General features: G+C 66.9%; 14 protein-coding genes. 5 read left to right on the top strand and 9 right to left on the bottom strand.

The window, feature by feature from the left end:
• Positions 1-65 precede the first annotated feature (65 nt).
• The gene (locus tag FPV16_RS05090) at positions 66-980 is read left to right on the top strand and encodes a TIGR01459 family HAD-type hydrolase (protein ID WP_227436648.1); all 915 of its coding nucleotides are present in this window, start codon (positions 66-68) and stop codon (positions 978-980) included.
• A gap of 42 nt (positions 981-1,022) precedes the next feature.
• On the opposite strand, the gene FPV16_RS05095 is transcribed toward FPV16_RS05090, so the two are convergent.
• Together FPV16_RS05095 and FPV16_RS05100 are read right to left on the bottom strand one after the other, a co-directional pair.
• A complete protein-coding gene (locus FPV16_RS05095) occupies positions 1,023-1,562 on the bottom strand; it encodes a protein phosphatase CheZ (RefSeq protein WP_227436651.1) in 540 nt (179 codons plus the stop codon).
• Between the two features lie 56 nt (positions 1,563-1,618).
• The gene (locus tag FPV16_RS05100) at positions 1,619-2,002 is read right to left on the bottom strand and encodes a response regulator (protein ID WP_018046001.1); all 384 of its coding nucleotides are present in this window, start codon (positions 2,000-2,002) and stop codon (positions 1,619-1,621) included.
• A gap of 278 nt (positions 2,003-2,280) precedes the next feature.
• Here FPV16_RS05100 and FPV16_RS05105 point away from each other — a divergent pair, with 278 nt between their 5' ends.
• A complete protein-coding gene (locus tag FPV16_RS05105; protein ID WP_227436653.1) occupies positions 2,281-3,294 on the top strand; it encodes a bifunctional riboflavin kinase/FAD synthetase in 1,014 nt (337 codons plus the stop codon).
• A gap of 38 nt (positions 3,295-3,332) precedes the next feature.
• On the opposite strand, the gene FPV16_RS05110 is transcribed toward FPV16_RS05105, so the two are convergent.
• The 3 genes from FPV16_RS05110 to FPV16_RS05120 all read right to left on the bottom strand — a co-directional run bounded on the left by FPV16_RS05110 (position 3,333) and on the right by FPV16_RS05120 (position 6,001).
• Positions 3,333-4,103: an anti-sigma factor family protein gene (locus FPV16_RS05110; RefSeq protein WP_227436654.1), complete on the bottom strand. Its 771-nt coding sequence runs from the start codon at positions 4,101-4,103 to the stop codon at positions 3,333-3,335.
• A 92-nt stretch (positions 4,104-4,195) separates the two neighbouring features.
• The gene (locus FPV16_RS05115) at positions 4,196-4,843 is read right to left on the bottom strand and encodes a sigma-70 family RNA polymerase sigma factor (RefSeq protein WP_227436657.1); all 648 of its coding nucleotides are present in this window, start codon (positions 4,841-4,843) and stop codon (positions 4,196-4,198) included.
• A gap of 48 nt (positions 4,844-4,891) precedes the next feature.
• Positions 4,892-6,001 carry a patatin-like phospholipase family protein gene (locus FPV16_RS05120; RefSeq protein ID WP_413629186.1) on the bottom strand — a complete coding sequence of 370 codons (1,110 nt, stop codon included), beginning with the start codon at positions 5,999-6,001 and terminating at the stop codon, positions 4,892-4,894.
• 425 nt (positions 6,002-6,426) lie between these two features.
• Here FPV16_RS05120 and ispG point away from each other — a divergent pair, with 425 nt between their 5' ends.
• Both ispG and FPV16_RS05130 read left to right on the top strand, forming a co-directional pair.
• Positions 6,427-7,740, top strand: coding sequence for a flavodoxin-dependent (E)-4-hydroxy-3-methylbut-2-enyl-diphosphate synthase (ispG, locus tag FPV16_RS05125; protein ID WP_227436659.1), 1,314 nt, complete (start codon positions 6,427-6,429; stop codon positions 7,738-7,740).
• A 315-nt stretch (positions 7,741-8,055) separates the two neighbouring features.
• The gene (locus FPV16_RS05130; protein WP_227436661.1) at positions 8,056-10,008 is read left to right on the top strand and encodes a potassium transporter Kup; all 1,953 of its coding nucleotides are present in this window, start codon (positions 8,056-8,058) and stop codon (positions 10,006-10,008) included.
• A 10-nt stretch (positions 10,009-10,018) separates the two neighbouring features.
• Here FPV16_RS05130 and FPV16_RS05135 read toward each other — a convergent pair whose 3' ends face one another.
• The 3 genes from FPV16_RS05135 to secA form a co-directional block, all read right to left on the bottom strand.
• Positions 10,019-10,891 (bottom strand): cell wall hydrolase, encoded by an 873-nt coding sequence (locus FPV16_RS05135; protein WP_227436663.1) that lies wholly within the window; start codon positions 10,889-10,891, stop codon positions 10,019-10,021.
• A gap of 160 nt (positions 10,892-11,051) precedes the next feature.
• Complete coding sequence (locus FPV16_RS05140; RefSeq protein ID WP_227436665.1) at positions 11,052-11,891, bottom strand: aldo/keto reductase; 840 nt, start codon at positions 11,889-11,891, stop codon at positions 11,052-11,054.
• Positions 11,892-11,962: 71 nt separating this feature from the next.
• Entirely contained in the window at positions 11,963-14,860 is a 2,898-nt protein-coding gene (secA, locus tag FPV16_RS05145) for a preprotein translocase subunit SecA (protein ID WP_227436667.1), read from the bottom strand.
• Between the two features lie 523 nt (positions 14,861-15,383).
• Between secA and FPV16_RS05150 the strand changes: the two genes are divergently transcribed.
• On the top strand, positions 15,384-16,283 hold the full coding sequence (locus tag FPV16_RS05150; protein ID WP_227436670.1) for a peptidylprolyl isomerase: 900 nt from the start codon (positions 15,384-15,386) through the stop codon (positions 16,281-16,283).
• A gap of 95 nt (positions 16,284-16,378) precedes the next feature.
• Here FPV16_RS05150 and phbB read toward each other — a convergent pair whose 3' ends face one another.
• Positions 16,379-17,107 carry an acetoacetyl-CoA reductase gene (gene phbB / locus FPV16_RS05155; RefSeq protein ID WP_227436671.1) on the bottom strand — a complete coding sequence of 243 codons (729 nt, stop codon included), beginning with the start codon at positions 17,105-17,107 and terminating at the stop codon, positions 16,379-16,381.
• Between the last annotated feature and the right edge of the window lie 41 nt (positions 17,108-17,148).

A 17,148-nucleotide genomic window follows, 5' to 3' on the forward strand; every position in this document is an offset into this window, starting at 1 on the left:
ATCGGGCGGCCTAACCGGTCGGCCATCTTCGATGCCCCCGATCCCTTGCCAGTCAGGCCAGATTCATGAGCGAAACGATCGCGCGCGCCGCACCCTCGGCGCCGGTCCCGATTCTGCGCGGGCTTTGCGCCGTGGCCGAGGCCTACGACCTCATCCTGTGCGATGTCTGGGGTGTGCTGCATGACGGGACGCGTGCCCATGTGGGGGCGGGCGAGGCGCTGATCCGCTTCCGCGCACTGCCCGAGGCCGGTCGCCGGCGGCGCGTCATCCTCGTCTCCAACGCGCCCCGCCCCTGGGCTGGCGTTCGGACCATCCTCGATGGCTACGGCGTGCCGCGCGAGGCCTACGACGCCATCCTCACCTCCGGCGACCTGACCCGGCGGCTGATCGCGGAGCACCCGGGCGAGCGCATCCACCATCTCGGGCCGGAACGCGACGCGACGATCTTCGATGGCCTCGACATCCGCCTCGTGGCGGCCGGGGAAGCGGATCGCGTAGTCTGCACCGGCCTGTTCGACGACACGACCGAGACGGCGCAGGATTACCGGGAGACGCTAGCCGAATTCCGGGCACGGGACGTGCCGATGATCTGCGCCAATCCCGACCTCGTGGTCGAGCGCGAAAAAAAGCTCATCCCCTGCGCCGGCCTGATCGCGCAAGCCTATGCAAAAATCGGCGGCGCGGTGATCTATGCCGGCAAGCCGTACCGCCCCGTCTACGAGGCGGCGCTCGCCATGGCGGCAGAGCTCGACGGTGGCCCCGCACCGGACGCCGCCCGCGTCCTTGCCGTCGGCGACGCCCTGCGCACCGATATCGCGGGGGCGGCGGCCTACGGGATCCCGAACCTGCTGGTGGCCCGCGGCATCCATGCGGAAGAACTTGGCGTTCTTGCCGAACACGAAACGCTCGGCGAGGTGTCCGAATGGTTCGCCCGGCAGGAAGTGCGCCCGGATGCCGTCATCGAGCGGCTGATCTGGTAGCGTTCCCGGATCTCTTCGCCCCCGCGCCGCGAGGCCAGTCGATCAGGAGAACAGGGCGTCGATCTCGTCCTGGGCGGTTGCGGGCCCCTTGATCTGCGGCCCGTTGAGGAGGAGGAGTTCGGCCCGTACCCGGCGCTCCACCTCGGCCGGGTCGACGCCGCCCTCGTCCTTCGCTTTCACCGCGACGGCAAAACGCGAGAGGCGGCCTTCGAGCTGGCGCAGGGATTCGCTCACCTTGGCGATCCGCTGGCCGGTGATGTCCTGGAACGTGCAGGCCTCGAAGATGTCGTTCATCCGTGCTTCGACGGCGGAACGGTAATTCTTATCGTTGGGCAGGCTGAGAATTTCTTCGGCTGCCGTCATGATGGAGTTCGTCGCCCCCGCCGTCGCCTCGACGACGCTGCCGAGCTCCACATGCGCCATCGGCAGGCGGTCGCGGGTGAGCTCGTTCGCCCGCAGGGCCGCGATCTCCTTGCGGACATGCGCGATGTAGTCGGCGATCTCGACCAACTCCCGGATCAGCGACGGTCGCGTCGATGCCGGGTTTGGGCCGGCCGTCCGTGCCTTTTCCGCCATGGCCATCGCCTGTCGCTCCACGATGCTGTGAATCGCCGTAGAAAAGAGATCGGGTCTGCGGCTTAGGCGCCGCAGACAGCCTCGATCTTGCTCTTCAGCGTCGCCGCATTGAAGGGCTTGACGATGTAGTTGTTCACGCCGGCCTTCTTGGCCGCGATCACGTTCTCGGTCTTCGATTCGGCGGTGACCATGATGAACGGCGTGGTGCGGAGGGCCTCGTCGGCACGAACATGGCGAAGCAGCTCGTAGCCGGTCATCGGCTCCATGTTCCAATCGGAGATTACGAGGCCATATTTGCGGTTCTTCAGCCGGGCGAGGGCGGCGGTCCCGTCGGAGGCATCGTCGACCTCTTCGAAGCCGAGCTGCTTGAGCAGGTTGCGGATGATGCGGACCATCGTCTGATAATCGTCCACGACGAGGATCGGCATGCCGAGATCGAGGGCCATGGGTCGGGGTGCTCCGTCGGTGCAGGGCCGGTGCGGCATGCCGCAGACCGGAAAAGTGGCAAAAGAATTGGGGGGAAGCGCCGCCACGCGCCGCCTCTCGTCCGTGAAAGTACCGCACCCAGCATTGCGAAGCGGTTAACTGCGCAGCCGATCGTGCATCCCCCATCGATCGGGCGGCCGCTTCCCTTGACCCTCCTCCGGCTTTTCGACAGGTTCCCGCGCGGAACTCCCCACGGTCGCCGCTTCGGCCCCAGCTTCTTCGAGACCGCTTGAACCCGATGGCGCCAGCCGACGATCCTTCCGCGCGCCCCGAAGCCGGCTCCCCGTTGGGGCGGCCCTTCACGATCTGCCGCGAGGACGAGGCGGTGCCGACGGCCCTTGCCGGGGCCATCGCGGCGATCGGCAATTTCGATGGCGTTCACCGGGGCCACGGCGCTCTCGTGGAGGCCGTCCGCGAGGAGGCCGACCGCCTTGGCGTGCCGGCTGTGATGCTGACCTTCGAGCCCCATCCACGCGCCTATTTCGCCCCCGACCTGCCGATGTTCCGGCTGACGGGACCGGCCGCCAAGGAGATCGTCTTCGCCCGCCTCGGCCTCGACGGCCTGATCGTGCGCCGTTTCGACGCCCTCATGGCGGGGACTACCGCCTCCGGGTTCGTCCACGATCTGCTTGCGCGCGATCTCGGCCTCACCGGCGTCGTGATTGGCCACGACTTCCATTTCGGGCGCGGACGCGAGGGGACGCCGGAGGTGCTGGCCCGGCTCTGCGCCGAAGCCTCCCTGGCGTGCCGGATCATTCCCCCCGTCTCCATCGGGGAGGGCGAGGCTCCCGTTTCGTCGAGCGCGATCCGAGAAGCCCTGCGGCAGGGTGACATCGTCCTGGCGAACCGGCTGCTCGGCTACCGCTGGTTCGTCTGCGGCGAGGTCCGGCACGGCGACAAGCGCGGTCGGACGCTGGGCTATCCCACGGCGAACGTGGCTTTGCCCGATTGTGCCCTCGCCCACGGCATCTATGCCGTCCGCATCGGATTGCCCGATGGAACGGTGCGGGACGGCGTGGCGAGCTATGGCCGTCGTCCGACCTTCGACGACGGCGCACCTCTCCTCGAAGTCAACCTGTTCGGCTTCTCGGGCGATCTCTACGGCCGGACCATCGCCGTGGAGTTTCTTGGCTACATCCGTGGCGAGGAACGCTTCTCCAGTGCCGAGGCCTTGATCGCCAGGATGGATGTGGACGCAGCCGAGGCGCGGACACTCATTGCAGGCGACCGCGTTCCGTCGATGATCGGCTGACGATCCGAGGCAACGGTCAGGCCGCGTCCTTCGGTGGATCAGCGCTTCGCGGGGTCGACCGAGGCGAGGCGTCGCGCCGCCTGCTGCAGGGCGTCCTGGCGGCCGGTGCCGCTGAGGGCATAGACCGAGCGGCCCGCCGTCCAGTAGACGGTCTCGCCGTCACCTGGGCTCGTCACCTCTCCGGTGAAGGCCGCCTCGTTGGTGCCCCGTGCCGCGAACAGAGAGATCTCGCCGAGATCGGGGGCTTCGATTACGACCTCTACGCCGGCACCATGGCGCGCGGGCACGATCTGGACGTCGCGCACCGACCAATCCCCCGGAAGGTCCGGCAGGACGATGCCCGTGGCGCTGGAAATGCCGGCCTTGTCGTAGCTCGGCGTGGCGCGCGAGCCGAGGCGAACGCGGATCTGAGCCACCTCCCTCGCCTGGCGCGCATCGGCGACAAGGGCCGGATCCACCGGCGCGGCGAAGGTATCGGGGACGCCGAACACGCCGGTATCCGAATGCGCGATCCAGCCGGCACCCACGAGAAGCACGATCACCGCCGCCCGCTTGAGCCGCTCGCCCACGCGCCGCCAGGCCATGGACCGGTCGAGGCGGCGGGCCGCCGCGCGGTTGCGCTCCGGTCCCGGTCCCGGCAGTTGCGAGAAGGCTTGGCGCAGGGCGTCCCTGTCATGCATCTCGGCCATCACCCGCGCCGCTGCCTCAGGCGTGCGGGCGAGATGGGCTTCCACCTCGAGCCGGCGCATGACGTCGAGTTGGCCATCGACGAAGGCGGCGAGGTCACTGTCGGTGATCGGGTCGATCATGACGGTCGTATCCAGTTCAACGATCGGAAACGGCGGGGCTTCCATGCAGTCATGGTACTCGGAGGAACCGAGTACCCTCGAATTCGGTGCGGTTACGACCCGCCGATGGCTTTCGACTGGAGCCGGACGTCCTGCCGGGCATCCTGGCCGTTCCAGTCGCTGACGAGGCGCAGGTGCGGTCGCTCGGGCCGGCCCGTTCCCGACTCCGACGAGATTTCCGAGCGGCTGCGACCGCTTCCGGCCTGGCCTTCCTCGAAGGCGCGAAGGGCGGCGCGACCGCGACCGAGGCGGGACATCAGTGTGCCGATGGGAATTCCGAGGACGGCCGCCGCATCGGCATAGGCCATGCCTTCGAGGGTCACGAGGTGGAGCGCGGCGCGCTGCTCTTCCGGCAGAGTCAGGAAGGCCTGGCGGATCTGGGCGAGACGCACTTGCCCCTCCTGCGCGGGCGGCACGCTCTCGTTGCCCATCTGGACGAGGGCTTCGGCATGGCGAGCCTCCACCCGCCTGCGGCGCTGGTCGTCGATGAAGACGTTGTGCAACACCGTCATCATCCAGGTCCGCAGGTTGGTGTTCGGCCTCACGGAGAGGCCGGATTCCAGCGCGCGGACGAGCGTATCGTGGACGAGGTCGTCGGCCTTCAGCGCGTCGCGCGTGAGCGAACGCGCATAGCGTCGCAGCGGGACCAGGAGGTCGACGATGGTGGAGGCGGAGGCGGTCTGAGTGGGTTCGGCCGTCATGGTCAGTTAACGCGCGAGCCCGGCCGGCTAATCCGGCCGGGCGGCAACCTATTGATAGGTCGCCTTGAGGTTCAGAGTGCAGGTCCGTCCGATGCCCTCGTAATGCTCGGCGAGCCAAGCTTGCGCCGCCGCGCGACCCTTGTCGCGCAGGCCCTCGAACACGCGGATTCGGGCATCCATCCGCGAGGACGCCTTGTAATCGTCAAGCGCCCCCGTCCCGTCGATGCGGTGGACCAGCATGCGGTTGTAGTCGTTGCGACCGAGCACACCGTCCTCGATCAGCCCGTCGACGAAATCGATGGCGCGCAGTTCCCGCATCAGGTTGGCGTTGAAGGTAATCTCGTTGAGTCGGTCCTGGATCTCCTCGCGCGAGCGCGGGGTCTCGCGGCGCTCAACCGGATTGATCTGGACAAGCACCACGTCGCGGGTCCTGGCCCCGTGGAAGAGCGGGTAGATCGGCGGGTTGCCGAGATAGCCGCCGTCCCAATAGGGCACGCCGTCGATTTCCACCGCCTGGAACACTGTCGGCAGGCAGGCCGAGGCCATCAGATGATCGATGCTGAGGGAATCCCGCTCGAAGATGGCGAGCTTGCCGGTCCAGACATTGGTGGCCGAGACATAGATCCCGGCGGTCTCCGCCGCCCGGAGGCGTTCGAAATCCACGTGCTTGGCCAGAGCCTTGCGCAGCGGGTTCACGTTGAGCGGGTTGGAGACGTAAGGGCTGGTCTTGAGCGCCCGCATCCAGAAATCCAGAACCGGGTTCTCGTTCCAGAAATCGAAGAGCCGGTCGAACACGCCGCGCTGGGCCGGCCACAGGTCGCCGTCGAGGCTCGCCTCGCGCCAGAACCGGTCGAGGGCGGCGCGGGCACCCTCCGGCCCTCCAACAATCCAGCCATCGACCATCACGACCGCGTTCATCGCCCCGGCGCTGGCCCCGGTGACGGCCTCGAAGGCGAGCCGGCCATCCTCGATCAGGGCATCCAGCACGCCCCAGGTGAAGGCGCCATGGGCGCCGCCGCCCTGCAGGGCCAGCGCCACGGTCTTCTCGGCATTCGGACCAGCCAAGCTGACGGGCGGGCGCGAGGCGGGGCGCGGCGGGGCCACTTCCATGTCGGTAGAGGGCGAATCGACCGGGGCAGGCTGGTGGGAATCGAGCATCGTCAGCTCCACGTGGCAGGATTGCACAAGCGCATCGATAAGGTGCGCATGGGCATGCTGCATTGCAGCATCAAAGGTCGCAGGGCAGCAAACCGGTGACTGCATGGATCGGTTCCGCTTGGCCCGTTCCTGTGGCGGACATGTCGCACTGCGCCAATTCCCTCGACATCGCCCATGAGATAAGACATGTCAGCCGACGCTGAGCCAACGTGTTGCGCGCGGTCCGTCCTGCCCCGTGGTTCCACCATGCGGTACGCGGGCTTGACGCATGCGGCGCGCCATCTCAGCTAACCGGCAAGGGTCTCGATCACCGGACCCTTCACCCGATCTTCGCAAAGGATCGGCAGGATTCGATACCAGACGACCATGGCCGGGCGCTCGCTTCAGGGCAGGCCAAGCCATAAGCAAGGTCAGCGATGGACGCCATGATGGAAGCCACTTCCGCCGATCCGTTCGGCCCCGGCATTTCGATTACCGGCCCGGAGATCGCCGGTCCGACGCCGCGCCACCGCACGGTGGGGGTCACGGTGGGCGAGGGCGAGGGAGCCGTCACCGTCGGTGGAGGCGCCCCGGTCGTCGTCCAGTCGATGACCAACACCGACACGGCCGATATCGATGCCACCGTGGCGCAGGTCGCCGCCCTGTCGCGAGCCGGCTCCGAACTCGTGCGCATCACCGTCGACCGCGACGAGGCGGCGGCCGCCGTCCCGAAGATTCGCGACCGGCTGGCCCGCATCGGCGTCCACGTGCCGCTCGTGGGCGACTTCCATTATATCGGCCACAAACTCCTCTCCGATCATCCGGCCTGCGCCGAGGCCCTGGACAAGTACCGGATCAATCCGGGGAATGTCGGCTTCAAGGAGAAGAAGGACACGCAGTTCTCGACCATCGTCGAGCAGGCGATCCGCTACGGCAAGACCATCCGCATCGGCGCCAATTGGGGCTCGCTGGACGAGGCTCTGCTCACCCACCTGATGGACGAGAACGCCCGGTCCGCGCGTCCCATCGATGCTCGCGCCGTGATGCGCGAGGCCATGGTGCGATCGGCCCTGTCCTCGGCCCAGCGCGCCGAAGAACTCGGCCTTCCCAAGAACCGGATCATCCTCTCGGCCAAGGTCTCGGCGGTGCAGGATCTGATTGCGGTCTACCGTGAGGTCGCCCGGCGCTCCGACTACGCGATCCATCTCGGTCTCACCGAGGCCGGCATGGGCTCGAAGGGTCTGGTCGCGGCCTCCGCGGCTATCGGCGTGCTGCTCCAGGAAGGCATCGGCGACACGATCCGCTATTCGCTGACCCCGATGCCCGGCGGAGACCGCACCGTGGAGGTCAAGGCCTCGCAGGAACTCCTGCAGACCATGGGCTTCCGCACCTTCGTGCCGATGGTCGCCGCCTGTCCCGGTTGCGGCCGCACCACCTCGACCACGTTCCAGGAACTCGCTCGCGACATCCAGAACTGGATCGTCACCTCGATGCCGGAATGGAAGAAGACCTATCCGGGGGTCGAGGGCCTGAACGTCGCGGTGATGGGCTGCATCGTCAACGGACCCGGCGAATCGAAGCATGCCGATATCGGCATCTCGCTGCCCGGCACAGGCGAGACCCCCACCGCCCCGGTCTTCATCGACGGCAAGAAGGCGATGACCCTGCGCGGCGCCACACTCGCCAAGGATTTCGAGACGGTGGTGATCGACTATATCGAGCGCCGTTTCGGCCAGGGCGCCCGCACCGCCGCCGAGTGAGCCCGTCCGTCGTGACGCCCGTCGCCCCGCGCTGCTCCGGCACGCGGGGCGACTCCGCTCGCCTCCCCGCAGAAGACTTCCCGGCCATTGCGGGATCGTCGTTCTCGGCGTCACACCCGCATGATACGACTTTGGCATGCTTCGCGCTGGGAGTTTTCGTGCACCGGTGTCTTGGTGGCCGGCCGCCGGTTCGGCCACGATACGTCGGCGCGAGGCGGGGCAGGGGGGCGCTCGCCCGTCTCCGTCGCCCGCGTCACAAAATCCGAGCCTCCCCGTTCGATCCCTCTCCCCGTCGCAGAAGCCTGATCGCAGCGCATGACGCAAACCGCCATCCCGAGCGTCCCCGACGCTCAGCCCGGCCCCGCGGCCCGACCCGAGACCGGGTCCGGCGATCAGGGGGCGGGCAATCACGGGCACGGGAAGACGAGCTTCTGGACGCTGGTCGTTGGCTCTGTCGGAGTCGTCTACGGCGACATCGGCACTAGCCCGCTCTATGCCTTCCGCGAGGCCCTCGGCCCGGCGAGGGCGGACGGTATCCTGCTGCCCGAGGAGGTCCTCGGCACAACGTCGCTGATCCTCTGGGCGCTGCTGCTGATCGTCACGATCAAGTACGTCGTCATCCTGCTGCGCATGGACAATAACGGCGAGGGCGGAATCCTCTCGCTGATGGCGCTCGCTCGCAAGGCGCTCGGCGGTTCGCGCATCGTCTTCATGCTCGGGCTACTCGGCGCCTCCCTGTTCTACGGCGACGCCGTCATCACGCCGGCGATCTCCGTGCTCTCGGCGGTGGAGGGCCTGAAACTCGTCACCCCAGCCTTTGAGCATTACGTCCTACCGATTACGGTGGCGATCATCTTCGCCCTGTTCATGGTGCAGAGCCGGGGCACCAGCAAGGTGGCGGCCTTCTTCGGCCCGATCATGGTGGTCTGGTTTCTGGCTCTGGGTCTCGCGGCCCTGCCGCACATCGTCTCGCGGCCGGAGGTCTTCCAGGCGTTCAATCCCTGGTACGCGCTGCATTATCTTCTCGGCCACGGCACCGGGGCGCTGGTGGCGCTGGGCGCAGTCTTCCTCGCGGTAACCGGCGCCGAGGCGCTGTTCGCCGATCTCGGGCATTTCGGGCGCCGGCCGATCCAGGTGGCCTGGCTCGGCCTCGTGGCCCCGTGCCTGACACTGAACTATCTCGGCCAGACGGCGCTGGTTCTCAACGCACCGGACACGACCGATCCGTTCTACCAGCTCGTCCCCGAATGGGGACTTCTGCCCATGGTGATCTTGGCGACCATCGCCACCGTCACCGCAAGCCAGGCCGTCATCACCGGGGCGTTCTCCCTGTCGCGCCAGGCAATCCAGCTCGGCCTGCTCCCGCGCCTTGAAATCCGACACACCTCGGAATCGCATTCCGGCCAGATCTTCCTGCCGCAGGTGAACATCCTGCTGCTGATTGGGGTCGTGGTCCTGGCGATCCTGTTCCGATCGTCCTCGGCCCTGGCTTCCGCCTACGGCATCGCCGTGACGGGCACGATGCTGCTGACCGCGAGCATGGGTTTCATCGTGCTCTGGAAGTCGTGGAAATGGTCGCCGATCGCCGCCGCCGCCGCGATCATGCCGTTCATCGTCATCGAGTTCCTGTTTCTGCTCTCGAACATGCTGAAGGTGTTCGAGGGCGGCTACGTGCCCCTCGTGCTGGCCGGATTCCTGATCGTCGTGATGTGGACCTGGGTGCGGGGCGTGAACATTCTGTTCAACAAGACCCGCAAGACCGACGTGCCGCTGCTCGAACTCGTGGGCATGCTGGAGAAGAGCCCGCCCCATCACGTGCGCGGCACGGCGGTGTTCCTCACCAGCGACCCGTCGATCGCCCCGGCGGCCCTGCTGCACAACCTCAAGCACAACAAGGTGCTGCACGAGAAGAACGTGATTCTCACGGTCGAGACCGTGGACACCCCTCGCGCCAGCGAGGCGGACCGTATCCGCCTGGAGCCGATCGGCCCCCACTTCTCGAAGATCGTGATGAAGTTCGGCTACATGGAGCAGCCCAACATCCCGCGGACGCTGACGCTCCTGAAGAAGCAGGGCTTCAAGTTCGACATCATGGCGACGTCGTTCTTCCTGTCGCGCCGCTCGATCCGCCCCGCCGCACATTCCGGCATGCCGCTCTGGCAGGACCGGATCTTCATCACGCTCGCCAAGAACGCCAACGACGCCACCGACTTCTTCCAGATCCCCACCGGCCGCGTGGTGGAGGTGGGGACTCAGGTCACGGTCTGAGCCGGCCGGGTCACGGCCTCGGCAGGTTGATGATGGGCGGCGGCGGAGGCGCCTCGGGGGCTAGGGCGGCCAGCGTCGCCGGGCTCTTGGCATGGGCGACACGCGTTCTCGCGACCGCCTTCGATGAGGCTTTGAAGCGCGCGTCCTGACCTACGGCGGCGCGAGAGGCGGCAACGGCGCGATCCGGTTCCGCCAGAGCCGTCGAGGCGGGCTGGGTCCCCGTCACGTCCGGCAGCGCGGCGACCGGAGGAGTCGAGGGAATGCCCGCGGGGGCCGAATTCGCCACGACCTGAACCGGTGCTGTCTCGGGAATGGACGGGGTGGAGGCCGCGGCAAAGGCCAGGGCGGCCGGCGGTCGGGCCTGCTCTACGGCGCCGGGCTTGCGCTTCTCGTAGAAGGCGTTGCCGCCGGCCACGGCCACGTAATGCATGTTGTTGTAGTGGAACGTACGTCCGGCGGTGTGGAAGTACATGGCGCGACCTACCTTCGGGTGGCGCTGTCCGGCCAGGACCGCGTCGGCGGCGTCGGCGACCTTGGTCAGATCCTTCTCCGCCATGGGCTTGGTGAGCACGCCGGTGGCGAATTGCCGGGGCTGGCCGACCACGGCGCAGATGCCGCCATTCGGGAAAGCTGCGGCTTCGAGGCGGTTCATCACCACCGTGCCGACGGCGAGCAGGCCCTCGGAATCGCTGCGGTTCGATTCGAAATACATGGCGCGTCCGAGGCAGTCGCGCTCCTCGTCGCTCACCGCCATGGGTCTGGCCGCGAGGCCCGGGCCGCCGAGGGAGCCGGTCGTGGTAGGGGAATTACAGGCACCGAGGCCCATCGTCGTCATCAGCAGGACCCCGTAGAGTCCCGTCGTCGCCGATTGGGGATACCCCATGCCGTCTCGCTCCCGTCCGTTTCCTGGACGGTCTAGCTCGGCGGGAAATGTGGTTTCTTTTCGGATACGGTTCGAGAGGCCCGATCATCTTCCCGATGCTGTGGCCGGAAGGGCACGCCCGGCTTTTCTCGCTCCGGGCAGGGCGAACCCGGTCCGCGCCTCAGAGCATCGGCAGGTGCGCGGGCTTGGGCCCGCGCGGACAGGCCTCGTCGAGGCGCTGCCATTGACGATCGGTGAGGGTTAGGTCGCCGGCGGCAGCGTTGTCGTTCACATGCGCGAGGCGCGCGGCCTTCGGGATCGTGAAGACCGAGGCGGATCGCGTCAGCGCTGCGAGCGCGATCTGCCGCTGCGTCGCCCCCGTTTCGGCGGCAATCTCACCGAGCACGCGCCCGCCGGCCGAGTCCGGCCCGGGAAAATCGTCATGGCCGAAGGGGCTGTAGGCGACGACCGCGACGCCGTGTGCTTCGCACCAGGGCAGGACGGCATGTTCGATCGCCCGTTCCCCAAGGTGATAGAGCACCTGATTGCAAGCGATGCGGCCGTCTCCGGCCACGGCCAGGGCCTCCTCGAGGTCGGGAACGTCGAAATTGCTGACTCCCCACGAGAGCAGCTTGCCCTGCCGCACCAGCCCTTCGAAAGCCCCGATGGTTTCCTCGAGCGGAGTCCCACCCCGCCAGTGCAGGAGATAGCTGTCGAGCCGGTCCGTCTTCAGACGCGCCAGCGAGCGCTCGCAGGCAGTGACGACGGATCGGGCCGAGGCATGATTCGGCAGCACCTTCGAGACGAGAAACACCTCGTCGCGCCGCCCCGCGATCGCCTCGGCCACGACGAGTTCGGCCTCGCCATACATGTCGGCGGTGTCGATATGGCTCATCCCCAGATCAAGCCCGCGCCGCAGGGCAGCCACGGCGTCGGGCCGGTGGCCTTCGTCCAGGGACCACGTGCCCTGACCGATGACGGGGACGGGACGCCCGGTCGGCCCGAAGATCTTCTGTCGCATGCGATGCTCCGGTGGACGACCGACGGGCGGATGCACGGACCGGATCGAACAACCGGCCGTGCGTGTCCGGTTCAGGCCGTCAGGGTGCCGTGGCAGTGCTTGTACTTCTTGCCCGAGCCGCAGGGGCAAGGCTCGTTGCGCCCAACGCGGCCCCAGGTCGTGGCGTCGTTCGGGTCGCGTTCGATCACGGCCGCGTCCGTGGACATCGCCTGCGCGGCATAGCCGTAGGCCGGCCCGCCACCGCCGGCACTGCCCGTGCCGCGATCGGAGAAGTCCATCTCGTTCTCGCCTGTGACGGGATCGAGGTGCTGGGCGAACATGGACGGCAGTTCCGGACTCGCGAACGGGTTCGCCCCTTGCGAATCCTGCTCCTGGTACGTGATCTCGATGCGGGCGAGCTGCTGGGTCACCTGCTCGCGCAGGCTGCCGACGAGGCCGTTGAAGAGTTCGAACGCTTCGGACTTGTACTCGTTGAGCGGGTCGCGCTGGGCGAAACCGCGCCAGCCGATCACCTGGCGCAGGTGGTCGAGGGTGACGAGATGCTCGCGCCAGAGATGGTCGAGGGTTTGCAGCAGCACCTGCTTCTCGACATAGGTCATCACCTCTGGCGTGTTCTTCTCGGTGCGGGCGGCATAGGCCTCGTCGGAGGCGGTGCGCAGGCGGTCGCGCATCTCCTCGTCGGCGATGCCCTCTTCCCTCGCCCAATCCTCCACCGGCACGTCGAGGTTCAGCACCTCGGTAACGCGCAGGCGCAGGCCCTCGATGTCCCATTGTTCGGCATAGGCATTCTCGGGGACGTGGATGGCGACGAGATCATCGACGACGCCGTGGCGCATCTCGTCCACGGTGTCACGCACGCTGTCCTGGCCCATGAAGTCGCGGCGCTGCTCGAACACGACCTTGCGCTGGTCGTTCATGACGTTGTCGTACTTGAGCACGTTCTTGCGCATGTCGAAGTTGCGTGCCTCGACCTTCTGCTGCGCCTTTTCGATCGCCTTGTTGATCCAGGGATGGATAATCGCCTCGCCCTTCTCCAGGCCGAGGCGGGTGAGCATCCCGTCCATGCGGTCGGAGCCGAAGATCCGCATCAGGTCGTCCTGAAGCGACAAGTAGAATTTCGAGCGGCCGGGATCGCCCTGGCGGCCGGAGCGACCGCGCAGCTGGTTGTCGATGCGCCGCGATTCGTGACGCTCGGTGCCGATGATGTAGAGGCCGCCGGGCAGGGCCTTCTTGCGCCCGGCCTCCGGGTCGGCCGGCTCGCCCGAGGCCAGCACCTTGGCGCGGTTCTCCTCGATCTCGGCCTTGATCGCCGCCGCCTTCGCGTCCCGCTCGGCGCCTGCGGGCAGACCGGCGAGCTCCTTCTCAAGACGCATCTCGAGGTTGCCGCCGAGTTTGATGTCGGTGCCGCGCCCGGCCATGTTGGTGGCGATGGTGATGGCGCCCGGCACGCCCGCCTCGGCGACGATATACGCCTCCTGCTCGTGGAAGCGGGCGTTCAGCACGGCGAAGGTCTTGGTCACGCGGCCCTCGCGGGCGGCGGCGTAGACATCGGTCAGCGCGTTGAGATCGGAATAGTCGAGCTGGCGGAAACCGGCCTTGGTGAGCATCTCGGCCAAGTGCTGCGACTTCTCGATGGAGCCGGTGCCGACCAGGATTGGCTGGTGGCGCGCATGCGCCTTCTCAATCTCCGCGATGATGCCGTCGTATTTCTCGCCCACCGTCCGGTAGACCTCGTCGTCCTCGTCGACGCGCTCGACCTCCTTGTTGGTGGGGATGTCGACGACTTCGAGCTTGTAGATCTCGGCGAATTCATCGGCCTCGGTGGAGGCCGTGCCGGTCATGCCCGCCAAGTTGGTGTAGAGGCGGAAGTAGTTCTGGAAGGTGATCGAGGCAAGCGTCTGGTTCTCGGGCTGGATCGTCACCCGCTCCTTGGCCTCCAGCGCCTGGTGCAGGCCTTCAGAGTAGCGCCGCCCCTGCATCATACGGCCGGTGAACTCGTCGATGATCACCACCTCGTCGTTCTTGACGATGTAGTCCTTGTCCAAGGTGAACAGGGTGTGGGCGCGCAAAGCCTGGTTCACGTGGTGGACGAGGCTGACGTTATGGGCGTCGTAGAGATCGCCCTCCTTCAGGAGGTCAGCGCCGCGGAGCAGGTCTTCGATGAACTCGTTGCCGCTCTCGGTGAGCGAGACCGAGCGCTGCTTCTCGTCGAGGTCGTAATGCTCCTTCTCGAGATGGGGCATCAGCGCGTCCACGGAGACGTAGAGCTCCGAGCGATCGTCCACGGGACCGGAGATGATCAGCGGCGTCCGCGCCTCGTCGATGAGGATCGAATCGACCTCGTCGACGATCGCGAAATTGTGCCCGCGCTGCGAGAGCTGGTTCAGCTCGTACTTCATGTTGTCGCGCAGGTAATCGAAGCCGAACTCGTTGTTGGTGCCGTAGGTGATGTCGCAGGCATAGGCCTCTCTGCGCTGCTCGTCGTCGAGCCCGTGGACGATGGTGCCGACGGTAAGGCCGAGGAAGCGGTAGACTTGGCCCATCCACTCGGCGTCGCGGGAGGCAAGGTAGTCGTTCACCGTGACCACGTGGACGCCGAGACCCGACAGGGCGTTGAGATAGACCGGCAGCGTCGCCACGAGGGTCTTGCCCTCGCCGGTGCGCATCTCGGCGATACCGCTCTCGTGGAGCACCATGCCGCCGATGAGCTGCACGTCGAAATGCCGCTGGCCGAGGGTGCGCTTGGCGGCCTCGCGCACGGTGGCGAAGGCGGGAACGAGGATCTCGTTGAGGCTCTTTCCGGCGGCGAGCTCGGCCTTCAGCATGTCGGTGCGGGCGCGCAGGGCCTCGTCCGACAGGGCGGCGATCTCCGGTTCCAGGGCGTTGATGTCGGCAATGCGCGGGCGATAGCCCTTGACGCGGCGGTCGTTGGACGAGCCGAAAATCTTCTTAGCGAGGGCGCCGAGCATCGTGAACCTGCGGTCGAGATATCTGAAGCGAGATATCGGAAGAGTGTGTTGGGCGGGCTTATAGAGGTAAATATTGCAGGGCGCATCCGAAAGGGCTGTGCCTTCGCGCGGACCCGCGACGATGACCCGGTCGCCCCTCACGGGGGGAATCCGGGCGTTGCCTCCGCAGGGCAAGGTAAGCCTGCGCCCGTCCGGAAGAACGGGCGAATCGGCTGTCGCCAAAGGGCTGGGGCCGTCAGTCGATCTCGCAGGAACCCGCGCCGGAGCTCACAAGGCGATCCTGCACGCAGCGGACGCCCTCCGCCGCACCGTCCGGTATCACGGCCGCTTCATCGTGATCGGGGGGACTCTCATCAAACCGCGCTTGCGCTTGCCTTCGGGCCTTGCCGGCGCCACGTGTGGCCCACAGATCCTCGCGGCGTACCGCCGCCTGTTCTGCTACCATTTGCCTGCTGCCATGCTTCCAAACCCGGCCGGACAGTGCCCCGAGGGCGTGGTACCATTTCCCGAGGAAACTCCATTCATGACGACGCCCCACCTTCTTCGGCGCACCGGCGCCGTGGCGCTGGCTTTTACTCTCCCCCTGGTCTCGGTCGCGCTGCCGATGCAGGCCCTGGCGCAGACGCCGCCGGCTGCCGCCCCCGCCGCGCCTCCTGTTGCGCCCGAGACGGTGGTGGCCAAGGTGAACGGCTCGCCGGTCACCGCGGGCGACCTCGCCATCGCCGCCGAGGATCCGGCGCTCTCCCTGCCCGGCGTCGACGAGGCCCAGAAGAAGAATCTGCTCATCGACTACATGGTCGACCTCAAGGTCGGCGCGCAGGCGGCCGAGGCGGCCAAGGTCGGTGACTCGCCCGAGTTCCAGCGCAAGCTTGCCTACTTCAAGAGCAAGCTTCTCCTCGACGAGTACCTCGAGCGGGAGGCCAAGAAGGCAGTGACCCCGGAGGCCGCCAAAGCCCTCTACGACCAGACCCTCACCACGATGAAGCCGGAGGAGGAGGCCCATGCCCGCCACATCCTCGTGGACAACGAGGAGGAGGCCAAGAAGATCTCGGCCCGGATCAAGGGCGGCGAAGACTTCTCGAAGATCGCAGCGGAACTCTCCAAGGATCCCGGCTCCAAAGCCGAGGGCGGCGATCTCGGCTGGTTCACCAAGGAGCGCATGGTCGCCCCCTTCGCGGAGGCCGCCTTCAAGCTCCCGGTCGGCCAGGTCTCCGACCCAATCAAGACGCAGTTCGGCTGGCACGTGATCAAGGTGGAGGAGCGGCGCACCAAGCCGGTGCCGACCTTCGCCGAAATGAAGGATCAGGTGGACCAGTACCTCACCCGCAAGTCGCAGCAGGACCTGATCTTGAAGCTGCGTGAGAGCGCCAAGATCGAACGCACCGATGCGGGCACGCCCGCCGTGGCGCCCAAGGCTCCCTGAAGCTCGGTCCCTGAAGGCAGACGGTTTTCGAAAACGAAGAAGGCCTGCCCCGTCGCCGGGGCAGGCCTTCGTCTTGTCGATGCCGCGGGAAAGCGTCAGGCGATGTACTGGGCGCCGTTGATCGTCAGGGTCGATCCGGTGATGAAGCCCGAATCTTCCGCCGCGAGGTATTCCACAGCGCGGGCGATCTCGGCGGCCTCGCCGAGGCGGCCCACGGGAATCGTCGAGATGATCTTGTTGCGGATGTCCTCCGGCACCGCCATCACCATGTCGGTGGCGATGTAGCCCGGCGCGATCACGTTGACGGTGATGCCCTTCGAGGCGCTCTCCTGGGCCAGCGCCTTGGCGAAGCCGATCACGCCGGCCTTGGCGGCCGAGTAATTGGTCTGGCCGGCCTGGCCCTTCTGGCCGTTGATCGACGAGATCAGGATGATGCGGCCGAAGTTGCGGGCGCGCATGCCCTCGATCACCGGACGGGTGACCGTGAACATCGAGTCGAGGTTGGTCTTGATGACCGCCTGCCATTTCTCGAAGGTCATCTTGTGGAACGCGCCGTCGCGGGTGATGCCGGCATTGTTCACTAGGATGTCGATGGGACCGAGCTCGGCCTCGACGGCCTTGATGCCGGCCTCGCAGGCGGCAAAATCGCCGACGTCGAACTTGAAGACGGGAATGCCGGTCTCGGCCTTGAAGGCGTTGGCCGCCTCGTCGTTTCCGCCGTAATTGGCGGCCACCTTGTAGCCCTTGGCCTTGAGCCCCGTCGAGATCGCGGCACCGATGCCGCGCGTTCCACCCGTGACGAGGGCAATGCGTTCCTGAGCCATGGCTTCCTCCGATTTTCTTTGATGTTCGATGGCGTGCGTAA

The sequence above is a fragment of the Methylobacterium sp. W2 genome, from assembly GCF_020662345.1.
Lineage (GTDB): Bacteria > Pseudomonadota > Alphaproteobacteria > Rhizobiales > Beijerinckiaceae > Methylobacterium.